This window comes from Nocardia miyunensis NBRC 108239, assembly GCF_001613065.1.
Lineage (GTDB): Bacteria > Actinomycetota > Actinomycetes > Mycobacteriales > Mycobacteriaceae > Nocardia > Nocardia miyunensis.
In genome coordinates, this window is record NZ_BDBQ01000075.1 from 24591 (window position 1) to 41531 (window position 16941).

A 16941-nucleotide genomic window follows, 5' to 3' on the forward strand; every position below is an offset into this window, starting at 1 on the left:
CGCACAGACGATAAGTAACAGCCTCGGTCAGAACTATCACGGCGAGTACATGCCTGAGACCGTCGCGCAGTTGATGGAAAACTTCAATGGCATGTCGCACGACGATATTCTCAAGTACAGAGACAGTATCAACACTCAGAGCCTGCATGATAGCGTCGATGCCTGGAACAACATTGCTAACGACCTGCACACGAAGTGCACTCTGTTCCAGGGTGCGATCGAAAGTGAGCTCAATAACGGCTGGTCCGGCGCAACCGCCGACGCCGCGAAGACGAGCGTGCGCAAGTTCGCCGATGATGTGGACTCGCTGAAGAACGCCGCGCAAATAGTGGCGAGCAAGGTCGGTGACGCCGCCGCGACGCTGACGCAGGTCAAGAACCAGCTTCCGGACAAGGCGAAGAACAGCAGGACCTCGATCGCGGGCATCGTCACCGATGTCGTCGCGAGTTCGATTCTCCCGGGGGCAGGCGCTGCCACGGATATGGCCCATGGGATGGCCGACCACGGCCGGGCGAACAATGCTCAGTCGCAGGCCCGCGACGTGATGAACAACGTTTACGCCAAATACCTCCCCGACGCGGATAAACAAGTTCCGAAGATGCCGGGAGCGACCAAGGCGGACAAGAACTCCGGTGGCGCCTCGGGGCCGTCCGGTCCCTCGCAGAGCGGTAACGGCCCGTCGTCGTACAACTCGAATTCCAGCAGCTACGGCCCGTCGAACAGTTCGAGTGCGAGCAATTCGAGCAGCACCGCGACCAGTAACAGTCCGACCAGCTACAACCCCACCAGCAGCAACAGTTCGACCAGCCCGTCGAGCCTGAATCTTCCGGACGCGACCACCGGCACGAGTTCGAGCTACTCGCCCTCGACCACGACCGCCGGGTACAGCCCGTCCGGTTCGGGCACCGCGGGCACTACGGGCACAGGCGGTTTCAACACCGGCGGCGGTGCGGGCTCCAGCGTCCCGGGTACGACCGCGGGCGCGACCACCGCGGCCACCGCGGCCAACGCGGCGAACAAATCCACCTCGGGCCTCGGCAGCATGATGCCGCACAGCCAGAAGAAGGACGGCGAGGACGACAAGGAGCACAAGACCGCCGACTACCTCAGGGGAGTCCAGGAAGAGTTGATCGGCCCCGAACCGCGCCTACTCCCAGGCGGCGTCATCGGCGGCGACTACGCCGAATGATCGGCCGTTCGGCTACCAGCCGGTCGACGCAACTGTGGCGCGGGTGGATTGCGCGGGACCGACGATCGGCCCGCGATGTACTGTGCGGGGCCCGGATTGCCGGGCTGTCTCGCGAGGTTTACGGAATATGTTGCGGTTCTTCGTCTTGCTAGAGTCGGCTGGCTCGCCGAGGCGGTCGGCAGGCATGTGCGCGTGCAAGGGGGGCGGACTATGACAAGTACGGCGAATGCGTGGAAGCTCTCGCAACTCGAGTTCTACACCGCCTGGCAGGCGCTGGGGCGGGACCGGATGCCGTTCCCGATCGAGTTCCGTACCGATATCGAGTTCCGATCGGATCTGGATCGTGAATGTGCCGAGGCGGCAAGGAGACTCGTCGATCTGTCGCGATCCGACGACGGCCTGTACCGCGCCCTGCAAGCGCTCGCGCAACCGCAGGTGCACGTGATGGTGTTCGGCTACCGGCTCGACGGTCGCGAACGCATGGTGCGCATGCACGCCGGAATCGATGGTGACGGTATCGGCGGGGTTCTGGTGCAGGAACCGGGGCCCGCCCCGGACCTCGATGCGGCGGGGGATATCCGGGTCTACCTGCACGGACCCGGTGGCGCGGTCGGCCGGATGGTGTCCCTGCTGCCCGATGTGGCCGCCGGTAGGTCGCACGGCGTCTCGATCAACCGGCTGGACCTCGCGCCGTCGGAGACCTGGACGCCGGGCGGCAGGCGCAGTCCGGGGGAGCAGGCGATGCGGTTCTTCCGCATGCCGTATCGCACCTACGTCGAGATCAAGGTGGATCTCGGTGCGGCACTGGATGGTTGGCAGGATTCCGGAAGCTATCTGCGGGTGGTGGATTTCGTCGGGGAGGGGCGTTATCTGCTCACCCTCGGCGATCGGGTCGAGGCGACGCCGCTGACCGCGGACAAGCTTCGCGCCTCGATCCAGCAATTGGTCGACCGGGCCGTGCGGGAGCAGCGTTCCTCGATGTGGGGCTGAACCGCCGCTGTGTGATCGGTCACACTATTGCCGTGGTTCGAACGTGGCGCAGTGGCGTTTCCGGTGTGAAACCCGTTGCACAGAACCAAGGGTCGTGGTGTACCGAATACCTTGTTGTACGGCTCGATCCCTGTCGCAGGTCCTTTCGGCCTGCCCTGCATCGAGGCTCACACAGCGCCCGCTAATCCAGCAGCACTACACTCGCCAACAGGATCCGGTGGAGCAGATATGGAAAGTAGGCAGCCGAACGTGACCAGTGCCATCGCATTGGGTATGCCCGCCGCACCAGCGGCGGTCCTCGCACCGCGACGCAAAACGCGCCAGCTGATGGTCGGCGGCGTGGGGGTGGGCAGCGACCACCCCATCTCGGTGCAGTCCATGACCACCACCAAAACCCACGACATCAACGCCACCCTCCAGCAGATCGCGCAGCTCACCGCCTCGGGCTGCGATATCGTGCGCGTGGCGTGCCCCCGGCAGGAAGATGCCGACGCGCTCGCCACCATCGCGAGCAAATCCAAGATCCCGGTGATCGCCGACATCCACTTCCAGCCGCGCTACATCTTCGCCGCCATCGACGCGGGATGTGCTGCGGTGCGGGTGAATCCGGGCAACATCAAGGAATTCGACGGCCGCGTCAAGGAGGTCGCCAAGGCGGCCGGCGCCGCGGGAATCCCGATCCGCATCGGCGTCAACGCCGGTTCGCTCGACAAGCGGATGATGGAGAAGTACGGCAAGGCCACCCCCGAAGCGCTGGTCGAATCGGCGCTGTGGGAAGCCTCGCTGTTCGAGGAGCACGGCTTCGGCGACATTAAGATCTCGGTCAAGCACAACGACCCGGTGATCATGGTCGAGGCGTACCGGCAGCTGGCCGCGCAGAGCGACTATCCGCTGCACCTGGGCGTCACCGAGGCGGGTCCGGCCTTCCAGGGCACCATCAAGTCGGCGGTGGCATTCGGCGCGCTGTTGAGCCAGGGCATCGGCGACACCATCCGCGTCTCGCTGTCCGCGCCGCCCGCCGAGGAGGTCAAGGTCGGCGACCAGATTCTGCAATCGCTGAATCTGCGTCCGCGCAAGCTCGAGATCGTGTCCTGCCCGTCCTGCGGGCGCGCGCAGGTCGACGTCTACACCCTGGCCAACGAGGTCACCGCCGGGCTCGACGGGCTCGAGGTGCCGCTGCGGGTGGCCGTGATGGGTTGTGTCGTCAACGGTCCGGGTGAGGCTCGTGAGGCCGATCTGGGCGTCGCGTCGGGTAACGGCAAGGGACAGATCTTCGTGAAGGGCGAGGTCATCAAGACCGTCCCGGAACATCAGATCGTGGAGACCCTGATCGAGGAGGCCATGCGGATCGCGGAGGAGATGGGCGAGGGCACGGGCGAGCCGGTCGTCACCGTCGGTTGATGCGCTTCTGGCCCTGAACGGCAGGGCTGGCACGGCCGATCCGGTTGCCGCATCGGTCGATGCTCTTCTGGTCGTGACGGGCAGAGGGTACGGGCTAGCCGGTCGTAACCTCGGTTGATGCCGTGTCGGCCGTGGTCGGCAGGGCTGGTGCGGCCGATCTGGTTGTCACCTCGGCTGATTGTCTTCTGATCGTGAACGGCGGGGTGGGTACGGGATCCGCTTGTCGCCCCGGTTTATGCCCTTCTGGTCGTGAACGGCCGGGATTGTCGTCGAGTAGTTGTCAGGCGGGTTCCTGTTTCACAGGGACCCGCCCTTCTCACTTCCTTCACATGAGCCCCGGCGAATCCTTCGCATAGCTCGGTGACGAGATCGGCTCAGTAGTAGACCGCTCCCGGAATGCCGCCACCCGCCGCGATCGCGTCACCGGTGATGGCGACGCTGCGGGGCGAGGCCAGGAATGTCACCACGTGCGCGACCTCCTCGGCGTCGATGACCCGGCGCAACGAGTTGCGCGCCTGCTCGCGTTCCAGATCGGTGAGGGACTTTCCGGATTTCGCGGACTCCTCGGTCAATCGCTCGGTGAGCCGTTCGGTTCTGGTCAGTCCCGGATGCACGACTGTCACATTGATGCCGTGCGGTCCGAGTTCGTCCGCCAGATTCTTGGTCAGGGCGGCGACACTGACATTGCGGATCGTCTGCGCGATCGAATTCGCTTGCCGGGCACCGAGTCCGCTGATGTTGACGATCCGGCCCCAGCCCTGCTCCTTCAGGTGCGGTGCGACCGCACGCGCGGTGCGCAGATAGCCGAGCACCTTGATCTCCACCTCGCGCCGGACGAGATCGTCATCGGTGGCGGCCAGATCGGTATTCGCGCCCGCGCTCCACGGCGTCGCGGCCGAGTTCACCAGGATGTCGACGCCGCCCAGTTCGGTGATCGTGCGGTCGACCAGTCGGCGCACCTGCTCGTCGTCACCGGTGTCGGTCGGGACCGCGATCACCCGTCGGCCCGATTCCGCGGCGACCGACCGCGCGGCGGCCTCGAGCGGTTCGGCGGAGCGCGCCGCGAGCACCACATCGACGCCCTCGGCCGCGAGCGCACGCGCCACGGCGAGTCCGATACCCCGGCTGCCGCCGGTCACGATCGCCCGTTTGCCGTCCAGTTCCAGATCCATCGGGCCGACGCTAACAGGCCTGTGGGCGTTGGTAACCCGTCCCGCGCGGGCTGATCCGAACTCGGCATGTCCGACAACCGCCTCTTTCGTTCCGGGCATTCATCGAAATGGGGATCGGCCGAACTGGATGGTGCGGAATCGGCGATCGCGCGTGTCGACGGTGCTCCTGCCCGGGCCCGCATGCCGCCTCGCGGGGCGGTGCGACGGCCGACACCGGGTAACGACCCGGGACAAACTTGCGCATCGTCGGGCAGTTCATGGCAGGCTGGGAGCGTGCGGAGCGTGCTGGAACCCACTAGACGGAATCGACTGTCCGGTGCGCGTCAGCTTGTCAATCGAGACCTTTCCCGGGTGTTGCAGGTGCTGGATGCCGATCCGGTGGCTTCCTGCATGGTGGTCGCGCGGTTGCAGGAGTACGGCATCGAGACCAGGACCGGACTCGGCGAGGTCTGGAGTCGCGGCGGCCCGGCGAAGTCGCTGTGCTTCTCCGGGGCGAATCTGATCCCGCTGCGCGGCGGTCCCGACGATCTCGAGGCATTCGCAGATCGTGCGGCGCGCTGGCCGCGGGTGTGTTCGTCCGTGGTGGGGCGTCAGGAGCTGGCGATGCCGCTGTGGGAGCTGCTGAGCCGACGCTGGGGGCCGCCCCGCGAGGTGCGTCCCGACCAGCCGCTGCTGGCCCTGGACGGGCCGTCGGCGGTGCTCGCCGATCCGCATGTGCGCCGGGTGCGCACCGATGAGCTCGATCGATATCTGGTGGCCGCGGTCGCGATGTTCACCGAGGAGATCGGCGTCGATCCGCGCGCCGGAGACGGCGGACGCGGCTATCGGCGGCGGGTCGCGAGTCTGATCCAGTCCGGCCGGGCCTGGGCGCGTTTCGAGGACGGGCAGGTCGTGTACAAGGCAGAGGTGGGTGCGATGTCCCGGCGCACCGGGCAGATCCAGGGCGTGTGGGTGCATCCCGATCGACGCGGACAGGGGTACGGCACTTCGGGCACGGCGAGCGTGGCCAACTCGGTGGTGGCGTCCGGGCGCACGGCGAGTCTGTACGTGAACAGTTACAACGAGGTTGCCCGCCGCGCCTACGCGGCCATCGGATTCCGGCAGATCGCCACATTCGCCACAATTCTGGTGGACTGACCGGGCCGCACCGCCCGTTCGTGCCGTGTGTCGCTCGGTTAGCGAGGCATTGGCTGGATACCATCTCACGCGATGGTGAAACTGCGAATTCCGCTGTCACTCCGCAACTGTCGGCATCTGCGCGGCCGGATGCCGGTGGTGTCGGCGGCCGTGGTGGTCGCGGTGTCTGCGACCGCGTGCGCGGCCGGGGCGAAGGGGCCGGTGGCCGCGGCGGCCGATTTCGTCGCCGACTTCGCGCGGCACGATGTGCACGCCGCGGCGGGGCTCACCAATCAGCCCGACGAGGCCGCCGCGGCATTGGCCTCGGCCTGGGACAACCTGGGTGCGCGGACGATGTCGGCGAACACCGGCTCGGCCCGCGTCAGCGGGGACACCGCCACCGTCGACTACACCTACGAATGGCATCTGGCGAAGAACCGCGTCTGGACCTACGCCGGGCAGTTGCAGATGGGCCGCGTCGACGGCGGCTGGCAGGTGCGCTGGACCGCGTCGGACATTCATCCGCAGCTCGGCGACACCCAGACGATGGCGTTGCGGGAGACGCCCGCGCCGCGCGCCCGCGTCAACGAACGTTCGGGCACTGATGTGCTGATTCCCGGTGTGGTGCACCGGATCACGTTCACTCTCGCCCAGGCCACCGATCCGGGATACACCACCGGTGTGCTGGGTGCGGCGCTGCACCGATTCGACGACACCATCACCGCGAACGGCATCGTGGCGGCCGCGCGCAAGGCCGGTGGCGCGTACACCGTCGCGCTGCTGACCGAGACGGAGTTCAACCAGGTCAGCGGTGATCTGCTGGGACTTCCCGGGGTCACCACCGCGAAGGAGTGGGATATGGTGCCCACCGATCGCGGATTCGCCCCCGATCTGATCGCCCAGGTCCACAAGACCGTCATCGACGAGGTCGACGGCAAGGACGGCTGGGACGTGGTCACCGTGAACGCCAACGGCGTGGATACCGACGTGCTGAAAGAGGTTGCGCCGCAGCCTGTCCCGTCGTTCGCGCTGAGCCTGGACCGCACCGTGCAGAACGCCGCGCAGCAGGCGGTGGACGGACGTCCGGACAAGGCGGTGATGGTCGTCGTGCAGCCTTCCACGGGCGCGATCCTCGCTGTGGCACAGAACGAACCGGCCGATGCGGACGGCCCGATCGCGACCTCGGGTCTGTATCCGCCGGGGTCGACGTTCAAGACGGTGACCGCCGCCGCGGCGATGAGCTCGGGGATCGCCACCCCCGATACGGTGCTGCCGTGTCCGGGGCGAATCGTCGTCGGGGAGCGGACGATTCCCAACTACGACGGCTTCAGCCTCGGTGATGTGCCGATGTCGCGGGCATACGCGCGGTCCTGCAACACCTCCTTCGCCAAACTGGCCAGTGAGCTCTCCGGTGACGCGCTGACCATCGCGGCCACGAAATTCGGTGTGGGCCCGGACTATTCGATCGCCGGACTCACCACGGTGTCCGGTTCGGTGCCCCCGGCCAACGACCTGACCCAGCGCACCGAGAACGGCATCGGTCAGGGGCGGGTCCTGGTGAGCCCGTTCGGCATGGCACTGGTCGCCGCCACGGTGGCCCACGGCTCGGCTCCGGTGCCGTATCTGCTGTCCGGCCATCCGACCACGGTGTCCGCCCAGCGCCCGGCTCCTTCGCCGAAGGTGATCGCGGGGCTTCGGCTGATGATGCGCCAGGTGGTGCTGAACGGCACCGCCGTCCATATCGCAGACCAGGGCGAGGTGTACGGCAAGACGGGGGAGGCCGAAGTCGCGGGCGGATCGCACTCGTGGTTCATCGGCTATCGCGGTGATATGGCTTGGGCGACAATGCTTGTCGACGGAGGTAGCTCCGACAACGCGGTCGCCGTGACACGAGATATGCTCGCCGCCCTGCCGCCGGGCATCGCGTGAGTCACAAGTGATCCGCCCGAATGCCCTGCGTGGCGCGGAAGTGAGCGCTGGGCGCCTCGCTCAGGTCGGCTCGCGTCGGTGGATGCGGCCCGAGAGGCGGAAACTGCGTGCTGGCTGCTGCCCAGAGAGGGTCGCGGGTGGCGGCGATGATGCTGCTGAGCACACCGGGGTAGCGGCCTTCTATCTCATCGGCGCGTAGCGCGTGGCGGCGGTGGCTGCCTTCGTGGAGGTGCTGTCGATCATCGAGACGGCGCTGCTCGCCGTGCGGCGACCGCGCGCTATGGGTTGGTGCGGGGCGATCATGGGGACCGCATCGCTGCTCGGTGCCCTGGTTGGTGGGACTGCTCCGGAAATGCGCGGAGACCCGTCTCACGGCGAGTGTGAGGTGGTGCCGATAGTGGGGACATCAGTTCGCGCGAATTGGCCCTTGGCGCAATGTATTCGGGCCGATGCCGTGTGTTGCGGCGTGCGGGTTCCTGGATATGGGCGAGCGGAGGTGGTGCCGATGGTGGGGTAGTTTCGCGCGAATTGTCCCCTGGGGCAATGGGTTCAGGCCGACGCCAGAGTGTGGTGTGAGGGCCTCTTGGGATGCGGCGCGGAGTCGCCGCGGACGGTGGATCATCATGCGGATGGTGCGGTGAAGCGAATTACATTGTGGGAACTCAGCGTTGGGATATCGGTTTCAGGTCGCCGTGGGCTACCGCGGGGGCGGTGTTCTGGCCGGGAGTGGTGGAGCTGTCCGAATAGTCGCCGAGGACTTCCACGGCGCCGGTGCCTGCCAGGATCATGCCCGCCGTGATGACGGCTAGTGTCGACCGCTTCATGGGCTTCTCCCTTATCGATGAGGGTTCCCCCGTGTGGGCGAATGAGATCGAAGGGTCCGAAACTGATCGCCAGTTATTAGCTGGTCACGAAACGGTAGAACGGGACACTCCGTCCCGACAACCCCCGGATCGGGGGCAAAGCCGCTGGATAGAGCCTGTTGTGCAGGTCAGCGGGTGGGTCTCGATTTGATCTCGCTTCGGTACCTACTCCGCGCGTCGCAGGCTGGCGGCGAGGTGATGCTGTTCCGGCTGGCCGACCGCGGCCATGCGCAGCGTGTAGTCGATCGTGTCGCCGGACAGCCGGAAGGTGCGGCCCAGGGCGGTGACCAGCTTGGCCGTGCTGGTCCGGCCGATCGACGTGGAACCCATGTCCAGGTGCAGGCCGTCGTCGTCCACGGCGAGCGTGCCCTCGCAGATCTCGGTGATGCCGGTCGGATGCGCGAGGATCAACTCGATGCGGTCGCGGCCCGCGCAGCGCAGATAGCCGGTCTCCGCGTGCAGCGAGCGGCCGTCGGCGGCATGGCGGGTGCGCTGGCGATAGGTGAGGAAGGGACGGCCCACGTGCCCGAAGTGGATCTCCTCCTCGTAATCGAAGGAGTCGATGGTCGGATACTCGCCGTGACCTGCGCCGCGCCAGACGCCCAGCAGCGGAGCGAGGTGGGCGATATCGGGGTGCGGCGCGACGGGGGTGTTGGGTTCGAGCACGGCGGTCAGCATAGTGCGCGGTCGAGTATCAGGCGCGCGCTCACCATGCTGATTCGTCACAAGGAGTGTTCGGGGGCTTGACACCGCGACGATCGCCGGAGGCTGTCCGGCGATCGCTTGCGCGGCGGTTGCCAGGTCGGGATGCGACCGCGGATCAGCGCACTCGATCCGCCGTGCTGAGTTCTGCGTCGGTGATCGGCGCGTCCGAACCGGTCAGGTAACGGACCAGAGTGGCGCGATCGTCCAGCACCAGCCAGGTGATGTTCTCGGACAGACCGGGACGGGCGGCCCTGGTCGTCACCCCGAGGTGCGCGCGGCCGCGGGTATCCGTGCAGACCGCCGGGGTGGCGGTCGCGCCGATCTTGGCGATGGCCCAGCGGGTGACCGCGCGCTCGAGCGGGGGCAGACCGGCCGTGACGATCCAGCTCTCGGCACTCGCCCCCTGCTCGACGAGCATCCTGGCCAGGCGGTTGGACCAGCGGTCCAGCTCGCGCGGATCGGGTGCGTCGACACCCGCCACGGCTGAGCGCTGACGTTGTCCGGCGGGGGTGTGCTGTGCCCGGCCGGGACAGCAGGTATCCCCGGACGGCGTGATCGGCTTCGACATCATCCATCTCCTTCGGATCTGAGCACCCCCGCACCGGCGGTAGTTCAACTCTCGTATCCCGCAACGTGATTCGGCAGCACCCCCAAGGCTGCGAATCCGCCTCGCAGGGGGAGACGATTTCCACCCTGGGGTTACCGAGCCGGGCATTTGCGACGTGGTTCCGGATGGAGGCGAGCGTCGTCGCAGCGGGGGCCGGGCCTGGAAATGCGTCCGCTTGCTACGACAGGCGGACGTTGTCCGGGTGGCGGTGCGTGTCGTTGTGGCGGGGCCGGGCGTGCGGGTGCGTCGGGTCGTTACGACAGGCGGGACGTTGTCCGGGTGGCGCTGAGGGTCGTTGCGACGGGGGCAGGCGTGCGGGGGCGTCGGGTCGTTACGACAGGCGGGACGTTGTCCGGGTGGCGCTGAGGGTCGTTGCGGCGGGGGCAGGCGTGCGGGTGCGTCGGGTCGTTACGACAGGCGGGACGTTGTCCGGGTGACGCTGAGGGTCGTTGTGGCAGGGCTGGCGTGGGGATACGTCGGGTCGCTATTGCGAGCAGATGGTTGTGAGCGGTCAGGGTCGGATGGGTGTTGCCGTCGTTGGGTGACCTGGCCGGGAATGCGGCGGGTCCGGGTGAACCGACGGGGCGGTTGTGTCGTGTTCTGGGCGATGTCGAGCGACATTGCGGAGGATTTGTGCTGTTCCGGGAGCCTCGTCTGGTGAGATGGGGGGATCATCCGGGCGGCGTGAGTCGGAACGAGGTGTGGCGATGCAGACGTATATCGCGGCTGTCGGCCGTGGGGAATCCGCGCCCGCGCCGTCTGTGGCCCGGCAGTGGTGGGTGCTGACGCTGCGTATGGTGCGGGCCTCGGTGCGCAATGGCGAGTTGGTGACGGCGCTGCTGGCGCCGAGCGTGTTCACGCTGGGGTTCTACGTTCCGCTGAATCGGGTGATGTCGTTCGGGCACGGGTTCGGCAGCTATGCGCAGTTCCTGTTGCCGATGATCGTGATGCAGGCGGTCTCGTTCTGTGCCGGTGCGGCGGCGTTGCGGGCGGCCACCGACGCGCGCGACGGGCTGGACGACCGGTTCGCCTCGATGCCGATGTCGGTCGTCATGCCGCTGGCCGCCCGCACGACCGCCACGCTGTACCGCATCCTCGTCGCGGTGTCGGCGGCGGTCGTGTGCGGCTATGTGATCGGTGCTCGGTTCCGCGGAACTATTTGGCACACAGCAGGATTCGTGATATTCGCGGCGCTGGTGGGACTGCTGCTGGGCCTGCTGGGCGACCTGCTGGGCGCGTTGTCGCGCAGTCCGGAGGCGACCACGCAGGCGCTGGTGCTGCCACAGCTGATCCTGGGCATGGTGTCCACCGGATTCGCCCCGGCCGACCAGTTCCCGGAGTGGATCCGGGGTTTCGCGCGCAATCAGCCGGTATCGGCATTCGTGAACGTGATGCGGGCGCTGACCGGTGACTCGGGTCCGGTGACCTGGGCGATACTCGGTCCGGGACTGCTGTGGCTGGCGGGCGGGTTGGTGGTGCTCGGCGTCGCCTCGGCGGTGGTCGCGGGACGGAGGCACCGATGACGACCGTCGCCGAACTGCCCCAGGTGACCGGCCGCACCGAGCGCTGGCGGAACCTCGGGCCGCAAACCCTCGTCCAGACCCGTCGGCTGCTGGTGCGGTGGCGTCGCGATCCGGTGACGATGGTGCAGTCGCTGGGATTCCCGGCGCTGCTGCTGGTGATGCTCAATACCGTTCTGGGACACCAGGTCTCGGCTTTCGCCAATTCCGACGCGCTCTACGGTTCGGTACCGATGGTGACATTGGTCGGGGTGATGTCGGGTTCGCTGGCGGGTGCGATCACCCTGGGCCGGGAACGCGACGCGGGACTGCTGGCACGGTTGTGGGTGCTTCCGGTGCATCGCGCCTCCGGGCTGCTGGCGCGAATACTTGCCGAGGCGGTGCGGATCCTGGCCTGCACGGTCGTGCTGTTCACGGTGGGCGTCGCGCTGGGATTCCGTTTCCACCAGGGGATTCCGGCCGCGATAGCACTGCTGGGCGTGCCCGTGCTGTACGGCCTCGGCTTCGCCACCCTGGTTACCGCCGCAGCCGTGTTCACCGCCAAATCCGGTCTGGTGGAGGCGATTTCGCTGGGATCATCGCTGATGATGTTCTTCTCCACCGGATTCGTGCCGCTCTCGGCCTATCCGTCGTGGGCCGAACCCGTTGTGGCACACCAGCCGATGTCGTATGCGATCCAGGCGATGCGCGGGTTGTCCCTGGGCGGTCCGGTCCGGGGGCCGCTGCTGGCCACCGTGGCCTGGTCGGTGGGTGCGATCGTCGTCTTCGCGGTGCCCGCCGTCGTCGGCTACAACCGTGCGAGCCGGGCCTGAAGCCTGAAGTCGCTCAGCGCAACTGGTCGGCGGCCTCGGCGACCAGGTTGGCCGAATCGCGCGGGCTCAGGGCCATCGCGCGGAGCTGGTCGAACATCACCCCGAAACGGCGAACCTCGTTGTGGCCCTCCACGATATCGTCACCGGCGATGCCCTCGACGTAGACCAGTTCCGGATCGGCGGGCTCGGGGAAGTCCAGGACGACGAACGAGCCGACCATCGCCGGATGCGCTCCGGCGTCGAAGGGCAGCACCTGCAGGATGACATTGCGTTTGTCGGAGTACTCGCTGAGCCGTTCGAGCTGTTCGCGCATCACGTCCCGGCCGCCGACGACGCGCCGGATCGCCGCCTCGTCCAGGACGACCCACAGTTCGAGCGGATTGCCCTCGCGGGCCAGCACCTTGCCGCGCTCGACGCGGGCGCGCAGGCGCTGTTCGATCACCGCCGCCTCGACCTTGGGCATCGCGGTATCCAGGATCGCCCACGCATACCGTTCGGTCTGCAACAGGCCGGGGATGAACGAGGTCTGGAACAGCCGCGCCGAGAGCGCCTCGGTCTCGAAGTTGATATAGGCGGCGTACACCTCGGACACCGCCGCCTCGAACGGACGCGACATCCCGGGTTTGAGCGCCTCGGACAGCAGTTTCAGCGCGTCGTTGCGGCGTTCCTCGTCGATGCCGTACAGGTCCAGCATCGTCATCAGCGTGCGTCGTTGCGGGCGGGCCTGTGCGGTTTCGATCCGGTACAGCGTGGTGACGTTGATCCCGGTCTGGGAGCTGACCTCCTCCTTGCTGATCCCGGCCTCCTCCCGCATCTCCTGCAGCAGCACCGCCAGCCGCCTGAGCTGGACCGTCAGCACAGTGCGCTTACCTGCCATCGCGCCCTCTCCGTGTGCACTCGTCGGAATGCGCTCATGCGTTCCGCATGCGTCGATGTGTCTGTGGCAGAGCCTATTCGCCTCGCGCGCGGTTCGGGGCGGGAACCCTTCCATCTGCGGATTCGGGCGACGCTCGATACCTCCGCAACCGGCACGCAACGGCGTGAATGCGGTACCGCCGCGGGCCGGTTCGTGATATTCCGGACTTTTCGGGCATCGGGCGGGTGTGCGATGGCCTCGATGAGCAGTGCGTAGTGACTCGTGAGGTCGATCGTGATGCGCGGAGGGCAGTGCCGGATGTGGCACGGCGAGCAGTGAGTTCGTGATGCCGGAGGTGTGCCCGAACAGTGTCTCGGAGTGGACACGCCGACCGCGACAGGGATATCGGACCGCTCGGCCGGGTTCATCGTCCGGTTATTTCGAGCGCCTTTTCAGCATACTTTCGGCGATCTCCGATCCGGGTGCGGAATATGCCTGCCGGAATCGAGTCCGGTCGCTGATCGGATACCGGCGTCGCAGGTTTCGTACCGTCCAGTCTCGGGATGACGGGTCCAGTAAAAGATCCGAAACCGGGCGGCCGGTGTGCTTCTCAGACGGAAAGCCGATGTGGCTCAGGCGATCCTTGTGCAGGTAGGAGGCAACGGAGCTTGACCGAACCGATGCGGATGCAATCTTGCGTTCTTGCATTTGTGCGTGCATGATTCGGGTTAGCCTAGTGATGTTCACCGATCCGATGACTGGTACAACTCAATCCGGAGACCAATTATGTTGGTGCAAAAATTGGTGCAGTCCCGAGTTTTCGGGGTGCGGCAATGACTATGTCGATAGCTGGAGTGCTGCCGACCGCGCCGCAATTGTTATGCGCGTTCCAGGGGCGACGGTTCGACGACCTGGTACTTCTGCGGTCGGCGCGGGCGCTGGCCGAGATGCATGCTCGCCGCGTGCTGCTGTGCGACCCCATCGTGACCGCCGAGATCGACTGTCGGCGCGGCGAACTCGTGGACGACATCAACGACTGGGTCGAGCATGCGATGCCCCAGCACCGCAACGGGGCTTCGTTGCACACCGAGAGCCTGGGCGCGGTGATCGACCGCATGGCTCGCAGCTGGGTCGATGCCAATCGGGCCATCGACCGTGAGGGCGCCCGCAGCGACGCGACCCATAAGCACTGGTACCACCTGGCCGAACTCGTGGACGGGTACACCGATCTCGTCATCGACGTCGCCGGCGGCCGCCGCAGGCTGCCCGAGCAGTGATCGCATGAGCTGCGGCTGATCCCTTCCGGCTCAACGAAATACGGCGCGTCCGCGCACCCGTCCCAGAATCAGCAGGACCACGAGCGTCACCGCCACCAGCAGCGTGGTGCCCGCCGCGGCATCGAACACCCGGCCGCGATCCGTATCGGCGAAAATGCTGATCGGCAACGTCTTCCAGGTGGCCGGATACACCATCACGGTCGCCCCCAGCTCGCCCATGGACAGTGCGATCACCAGACCGGCGGCCGCGCCCAGTGCGGGCAGCAGCAGCGGCAGGGTGATTCGCGTCAGGACGCGTACCGGACCGGCGCCGAGCGATTCGGCGGTCTGCCGGTAACTCGGATCGAGCCGGTCCAGCGCCGCGGAGACCGCGCTGAACGCATAGGCCAGCACCAGCACCGAATGTGCCACGATCACAATCCATTTCGTGCCGCCCAGCAGGATCGGCCGCTGATTGAACGCGATCAGCACACCGAGTCCGATCGCCACCGAAGGCACCGCGACCGGCAGATGGAACACCGCGTCGGTCACCCGCCGCCACCACCTCGGCGCTTCCCGGGCGGCCAGTGCGGCCCAGGTACCCAGAATCAGCGAGATCGCGCCCGCCAGCAACGCGGTCTGCAAGCTCACCGACAGGCTCGCGGCCTGCTCACCGGACAGTTCGTGCCGGAAATTGCCCAGGCCGAGCTCCGAGGGCAGCGGGCCGGTCCAGTGGCCCGCCAGCGCCGCGGCCACCACCGTGGCGATCGGCGCGGCGAAAACCACCAGCACCACCAGCGCGAAAACCGTGAGCACAACCACGCGTCCGCGTCGCGTCCACACCAGCATGATCAGCCTTCCTGGGTCGGGCGGGAGACGGTGAACCGCGCGAAGATCAGGCGGTAGGCGACGTACAGCGCCAGCGACAGCGCCACCTGCACCGTGGCCAGCACCGCCGCGCCGGGCAGGTCGAAGGTGACGACGCCGCGGATGTAGATCAGCGCGGGCAGCGTGATGACGCCCTTGGCTCCGGTGAACAGCACGATGCCGAATTCGTTGAGCGTCAACAGCAGAACCAGGCTCCCGCCCGCCGCGAGCGCGGGCCACGCCTCGGGAAGCACCACGCGCCGCAGTACCCGCCACGGTGCGGCGCCCAGGCTCGCGGCCACATCGAGTTGCTCGCGTGGCAACTGGGCGAACGCGGCCAGCAGCGGCCGGACGACGAACGGGGTGAAGTAGGTGATCTCGGCGAGTACGACGCCCGTGGGTGTGCTCAGGAAATTCAGTGCGGGGGAGTGGTTTCCGGTCAGCTGGGCGATCAGGGCGTCCAGCGCGCCCGCGGTGCCGTACAGGAAGGTGAACGCCAGCGTGATCAGGAAGGACGGCAGGGTCAGCACCGTATCGATCAGCCGCCCCACCGCACCCGATCCGGGAAAGGGCACGAAGGCCAGCACCACCGCGACGAACGAGCCGAGCACCAGACATCCGGCGGTCGAGCAGACCGCGATGGATACCGTGCGCCACAACGCGTTCCGGAACGATTCCGAGCCGAGCACCTGAGACCAGGACCCGGACTTCGCGGTGGATTCGGTCAGCACCCGCACCACCGGATACACCGCGAACAGGAGCACCACCAGCAACGGCGGCGCGGACCAGGCAATCGGCCGCCAGTTGCGCTGTGGTGCGGTGGATTCGGCCGCGGCCGCAGTGGCGGACGGCTCGACCACGAGTGTTGTGCGCATCGGGTCCGGTCCTTGCGATCCGGAGCACGGTCCCACTCGGCGCGGGCCGGTGTGCGCAGCGTTGAGGGCCGAGAATTGTGATGTGACCGATCTCGCGAGCGAATCACGGGCACAGCCCGTCCCGCGGACCGCAGCATCGACGAGCCCGGAGATATCCGGTGCGAGTACCGATTCCGGGCGGATGTCCAAGGCGTACCGGGTCCGGACCGAAATCGAGACGATCCTTGACCGGCTGAGCGAGGGGGATCCGGTGCCGCCCGAGCGCGAACTCGCGGCACGGTTCGAGGTCGCGCGCGAGACCGTCCGGCAGGCGTTACGAGAACTGCTGGTGCAGGGCAGGATTCGCCGCTCGGCGTCCTGCGCACGCCCTACGACCCGCCGACCTCCCTCTACGCGGCCATTCGCGCGGCGGGCGTCGTGTTCGGCTCGGCCGTCGAACGTGTCGAAACCGTCCTGGCCTCACCCCGCGAGGCGGCGCTGCTGGAATGCAGCACCGCCCTGCCGATGATGCTGTTGCACCGCCGCACCGTCGACGCCGATGGCCTGCCCATCGAACGAGTCCGCGCCCTCTATCGCGGCGACCGCATGGCCTTCGAAACCCATCTGCGCGAATGAAATCCGGGCGGCCGGATTCGGTGTGCGCCCGCGCCTTCGCCGACAGCAGATTCGTGACCCGGGTAGCCCTGAAGATGGTCGAACGGGCGCAACAGACCCGGCCGGGGGTTACTCCTCGGGAGCCAACGTGAAGTCCTGCGCGATCAGCGTGAAGGGTTTGTCGGCGAG

At 67.2% G+C, this 16941-nt stretch carries 15 protein-coding genes and 1 pseudogene; 9 read left to right on the top strand and 7 right to left on the bottom strand.

Annotation, left to right across the window (positions count from 1 at the left end; translation table 11 throughout):
* The first annotated feature begins 49 nt into the window (after positions 1–49).
* The 3 genes from NM2_RS30920 (at position 50) to ispG (ending at position 3580) form a co-directional block, all read left to right on the top strand.
* Positions 50–1189: a WXG100 family type VII secretion target gene (locus NM2_RS30920; RefSeq protein ID WP_169816265.1), complete on the top strand. Its 1140-nt coding sequence runs from the start codon at positions 50–52 to the stop codon at positions 1187–1189.
* 210 nt (positions 1190–1399) lie between these two features.
* On the top strand, positions 1400–2179 hold the full coding sequence (locus tag NM2_RS30925) for an ESX secretion-associated protein EspG (RefSeq protein ID WP_067676216.1): 780 nt from the start codon (positions 1400–1402) through the stop codon (positions 2177–2179).
* Positions 2180–2428: 249 nt separating this feature from the next.
* On the top strand, positions 2429–3580 hold the full coding sequence (gene ispG, locus NM2_RS30930; protein ID WP_067676219.1) for a flavodoxin-dependent (E)-4-hydroxy-3-methylbut-2-enyl-diphosphate synthase: 1152 nt from the start codon (positions 2429–2431) through the stop codon (positions 3578–3580).
* Positions 3581–3954: 374 nt separating this feature from the next.
* Here the strand turns inward: ispG and NM2_RS30935 are convergent, their stop codons facing one another.
* Entirely contained in the window at positions 3955–4752 is a 798-nt protein-coding gene (locus NM2_RS30935) for an SDR family NAD(P)-dependent oxidoreductase (protein WP_067676222.1), read from the bottom strand.
* Positions 4753–5025: 273 nt separating this feature from the next.
* On the opposite strand from NM2_RS30935, the gene NM2_RS30940 reads away from it, so the two are divergent.
* Together NM2_RS30940 and NM2_RS30945 are read left to right on the top strand one after the other, a co-directional pair.
* Positions 5026–5889 carry a GNAT family N-acetyltransferase gene (locus NM2_RS30940; protein WP_245718295.1) on the top strand — a complete coding sequence of 288 codons (864 nt, stop codon included), beginning with the start codon at positions 5026–5028 and terminating at the stop codon, positions 5887–5889.
* Positions 5890–5961: 72 nt separating this feature from the next.
* Positions 5962–7797: a penicillin-binding transpeptidase domain-containing protein gene (locus tag NM2_RS30945; protein WP_245718296.1), complete on the top strand. Its 1836-nt coding sequence runs from the start codon at positions 5962–5964 to the stop codon at positions 7795–7797.
* A 662-nt stretch (positions 7798–8459) separates the two neighbouring features.
* On the opposite strand, the gene NM2_RS49480 is transcribed toward NM2_RS30945, so the two are convergent.
* The 3 genes from NM2_RS49480 to NM2_RS30955 all read right to left on the bottom strand — a co-directional run bounded on the left by NM2_RS49480 (position 8460) and on the right by NM2_RS30955 (position 9933).
* Positions 8460–8621, bottom strand: coding sequence for a hypothetical protein (locus NM2_RS49480; RefSeq protein ID WP_157121418.1), 162 nt, complete (start codon positions 8619–8621; stop codon positions 8460–8462).
* 204 nt (positions 8622–8825) lie between these two features.
* Positions 8826–9338: a peroxynitrite isomerase gene (locus tag NM2_RS30950; protein WP_067676232.1), complete on the bottom strand. Its 513-nt coding sequence runs from the start codon at positions 9336–9338 to the stop codon at positions 8826–8828.
* A 142-nt stretch (positions 9339–9480) separates the two neighbouring features.
* Positions 9481–9933, bottom strand: a complete 453-nt coding sequence (locus NM2_RS30955) for a hypothetical protein (protein WP_169816266.1) — start codon at positions 9931–9933, stop codon at positions 9481–9483.
* Positions 9934–10679: 746 nt separating this feature from the next.
* Between NM2_RS30955 and NM2_RS30960 the strand changes: the two genes are divergently transcribed.
* Both NM2_RS30960 and NM2_RS30965 read left to right on the top strand, forming a co-directional pair.
* Positions 10680–11495, top strand: coding sequence for an ABC transporter permease (locus NM2_RS30960; RefSeq protein ID WP_067676348.1), 816 nt, complete (start codon positions 10680–10682; stop codon positions 11493–11495).
* Positions 11492–12304 carry an ABC transporter permease gene (locus NM2_RS30965; protein WP_084531739.1) on the top strand — a complete coding sequence of 271 codons (813 nt, stop codon included), beginning with the start codon at positions 11492–11494 and terminating at the stop codon, positions 12302–12304. The genes NM2_RS30960 and NM2_RS30965 overlap by 4 nt, the downstream gene beginning before the upstream one ends.
* Positions 12305–12317: 13 nt before the next feature.
* Here NM2_RS30965 and NM2_RS30970 read toward each other — a convergent pair whose 3' ends face one another.
* Positions 12318–13181 carry a helix-turn-helix domain-containing protein gene (locus tag NM2_RS30970; protein ID WP_067676236.1) on the bottom strand — a complete coding sequence of 288 codons (864 nt, stop codon included), beginning with the start codon at positions 13179–13181 and terminating at the stop codon, positions 12318–12320.
* An 812-nt stretch (positions 13182–13993) separates the two neighbouring features.
* On the opposite strand from NM2_RS30970, the gene NM2_RS30975 reads away from it, so the two are divergent.
* Positions 13994–14437 (top strand): DUF4254 domain-containing protein, encoded by a 444-nt coding sequence (locus tag NM2_RS30975; RefSeq protein ID WP_067676239.1) that lies wholly within the window; start codon positions 13994–13996, stop codon positions 14435–14437.
* Positions 14438–14467: 30 nt separating this feature from the next.
* On the opposite strand, the gene NM2_RS30980 is transcribed toward NM2_RS30975, so the two are convergent.
* Both NM2_RS30980 and NM2_RS30985 read right to left on the bottom strand, forming a co-directional pair.
* Positions 14468–15265, bottom strand: a complete 798-nt coding sequence (locus NM2_RS30980; RefSeq protein WP_067676241.1) for an ABC transporter permease — start codon at positions 15263–15265, stop codon at positions 14468–14470.
* A 2-nt stretch (positions 15266–15267) separates the two neighbouring features.
* On the bottom strand, positions 15268–16158 hold the full coding sequence (locus NM2_RS30985; protein WP_067676353.1) for a 2-aminoethylphosphonate ABC transporter permease subunit: 891 nt from the start codon (positions 16156–16158) through the stop codon (positions 15268–15270).
* 181 nt (positions 16159–16339) lie between these two features.
* On the opposite strand from NM2_RS30985, the pseudogene NM2_RS30990 reads away from it, so the two are divergent.
* Positions 16340–16773: pseudogene (locus NM2_RS30990) on the top strand (UTRA domain-containing protein).
* Positions 16774–16941: the final 168 nt, after the last annotated feature.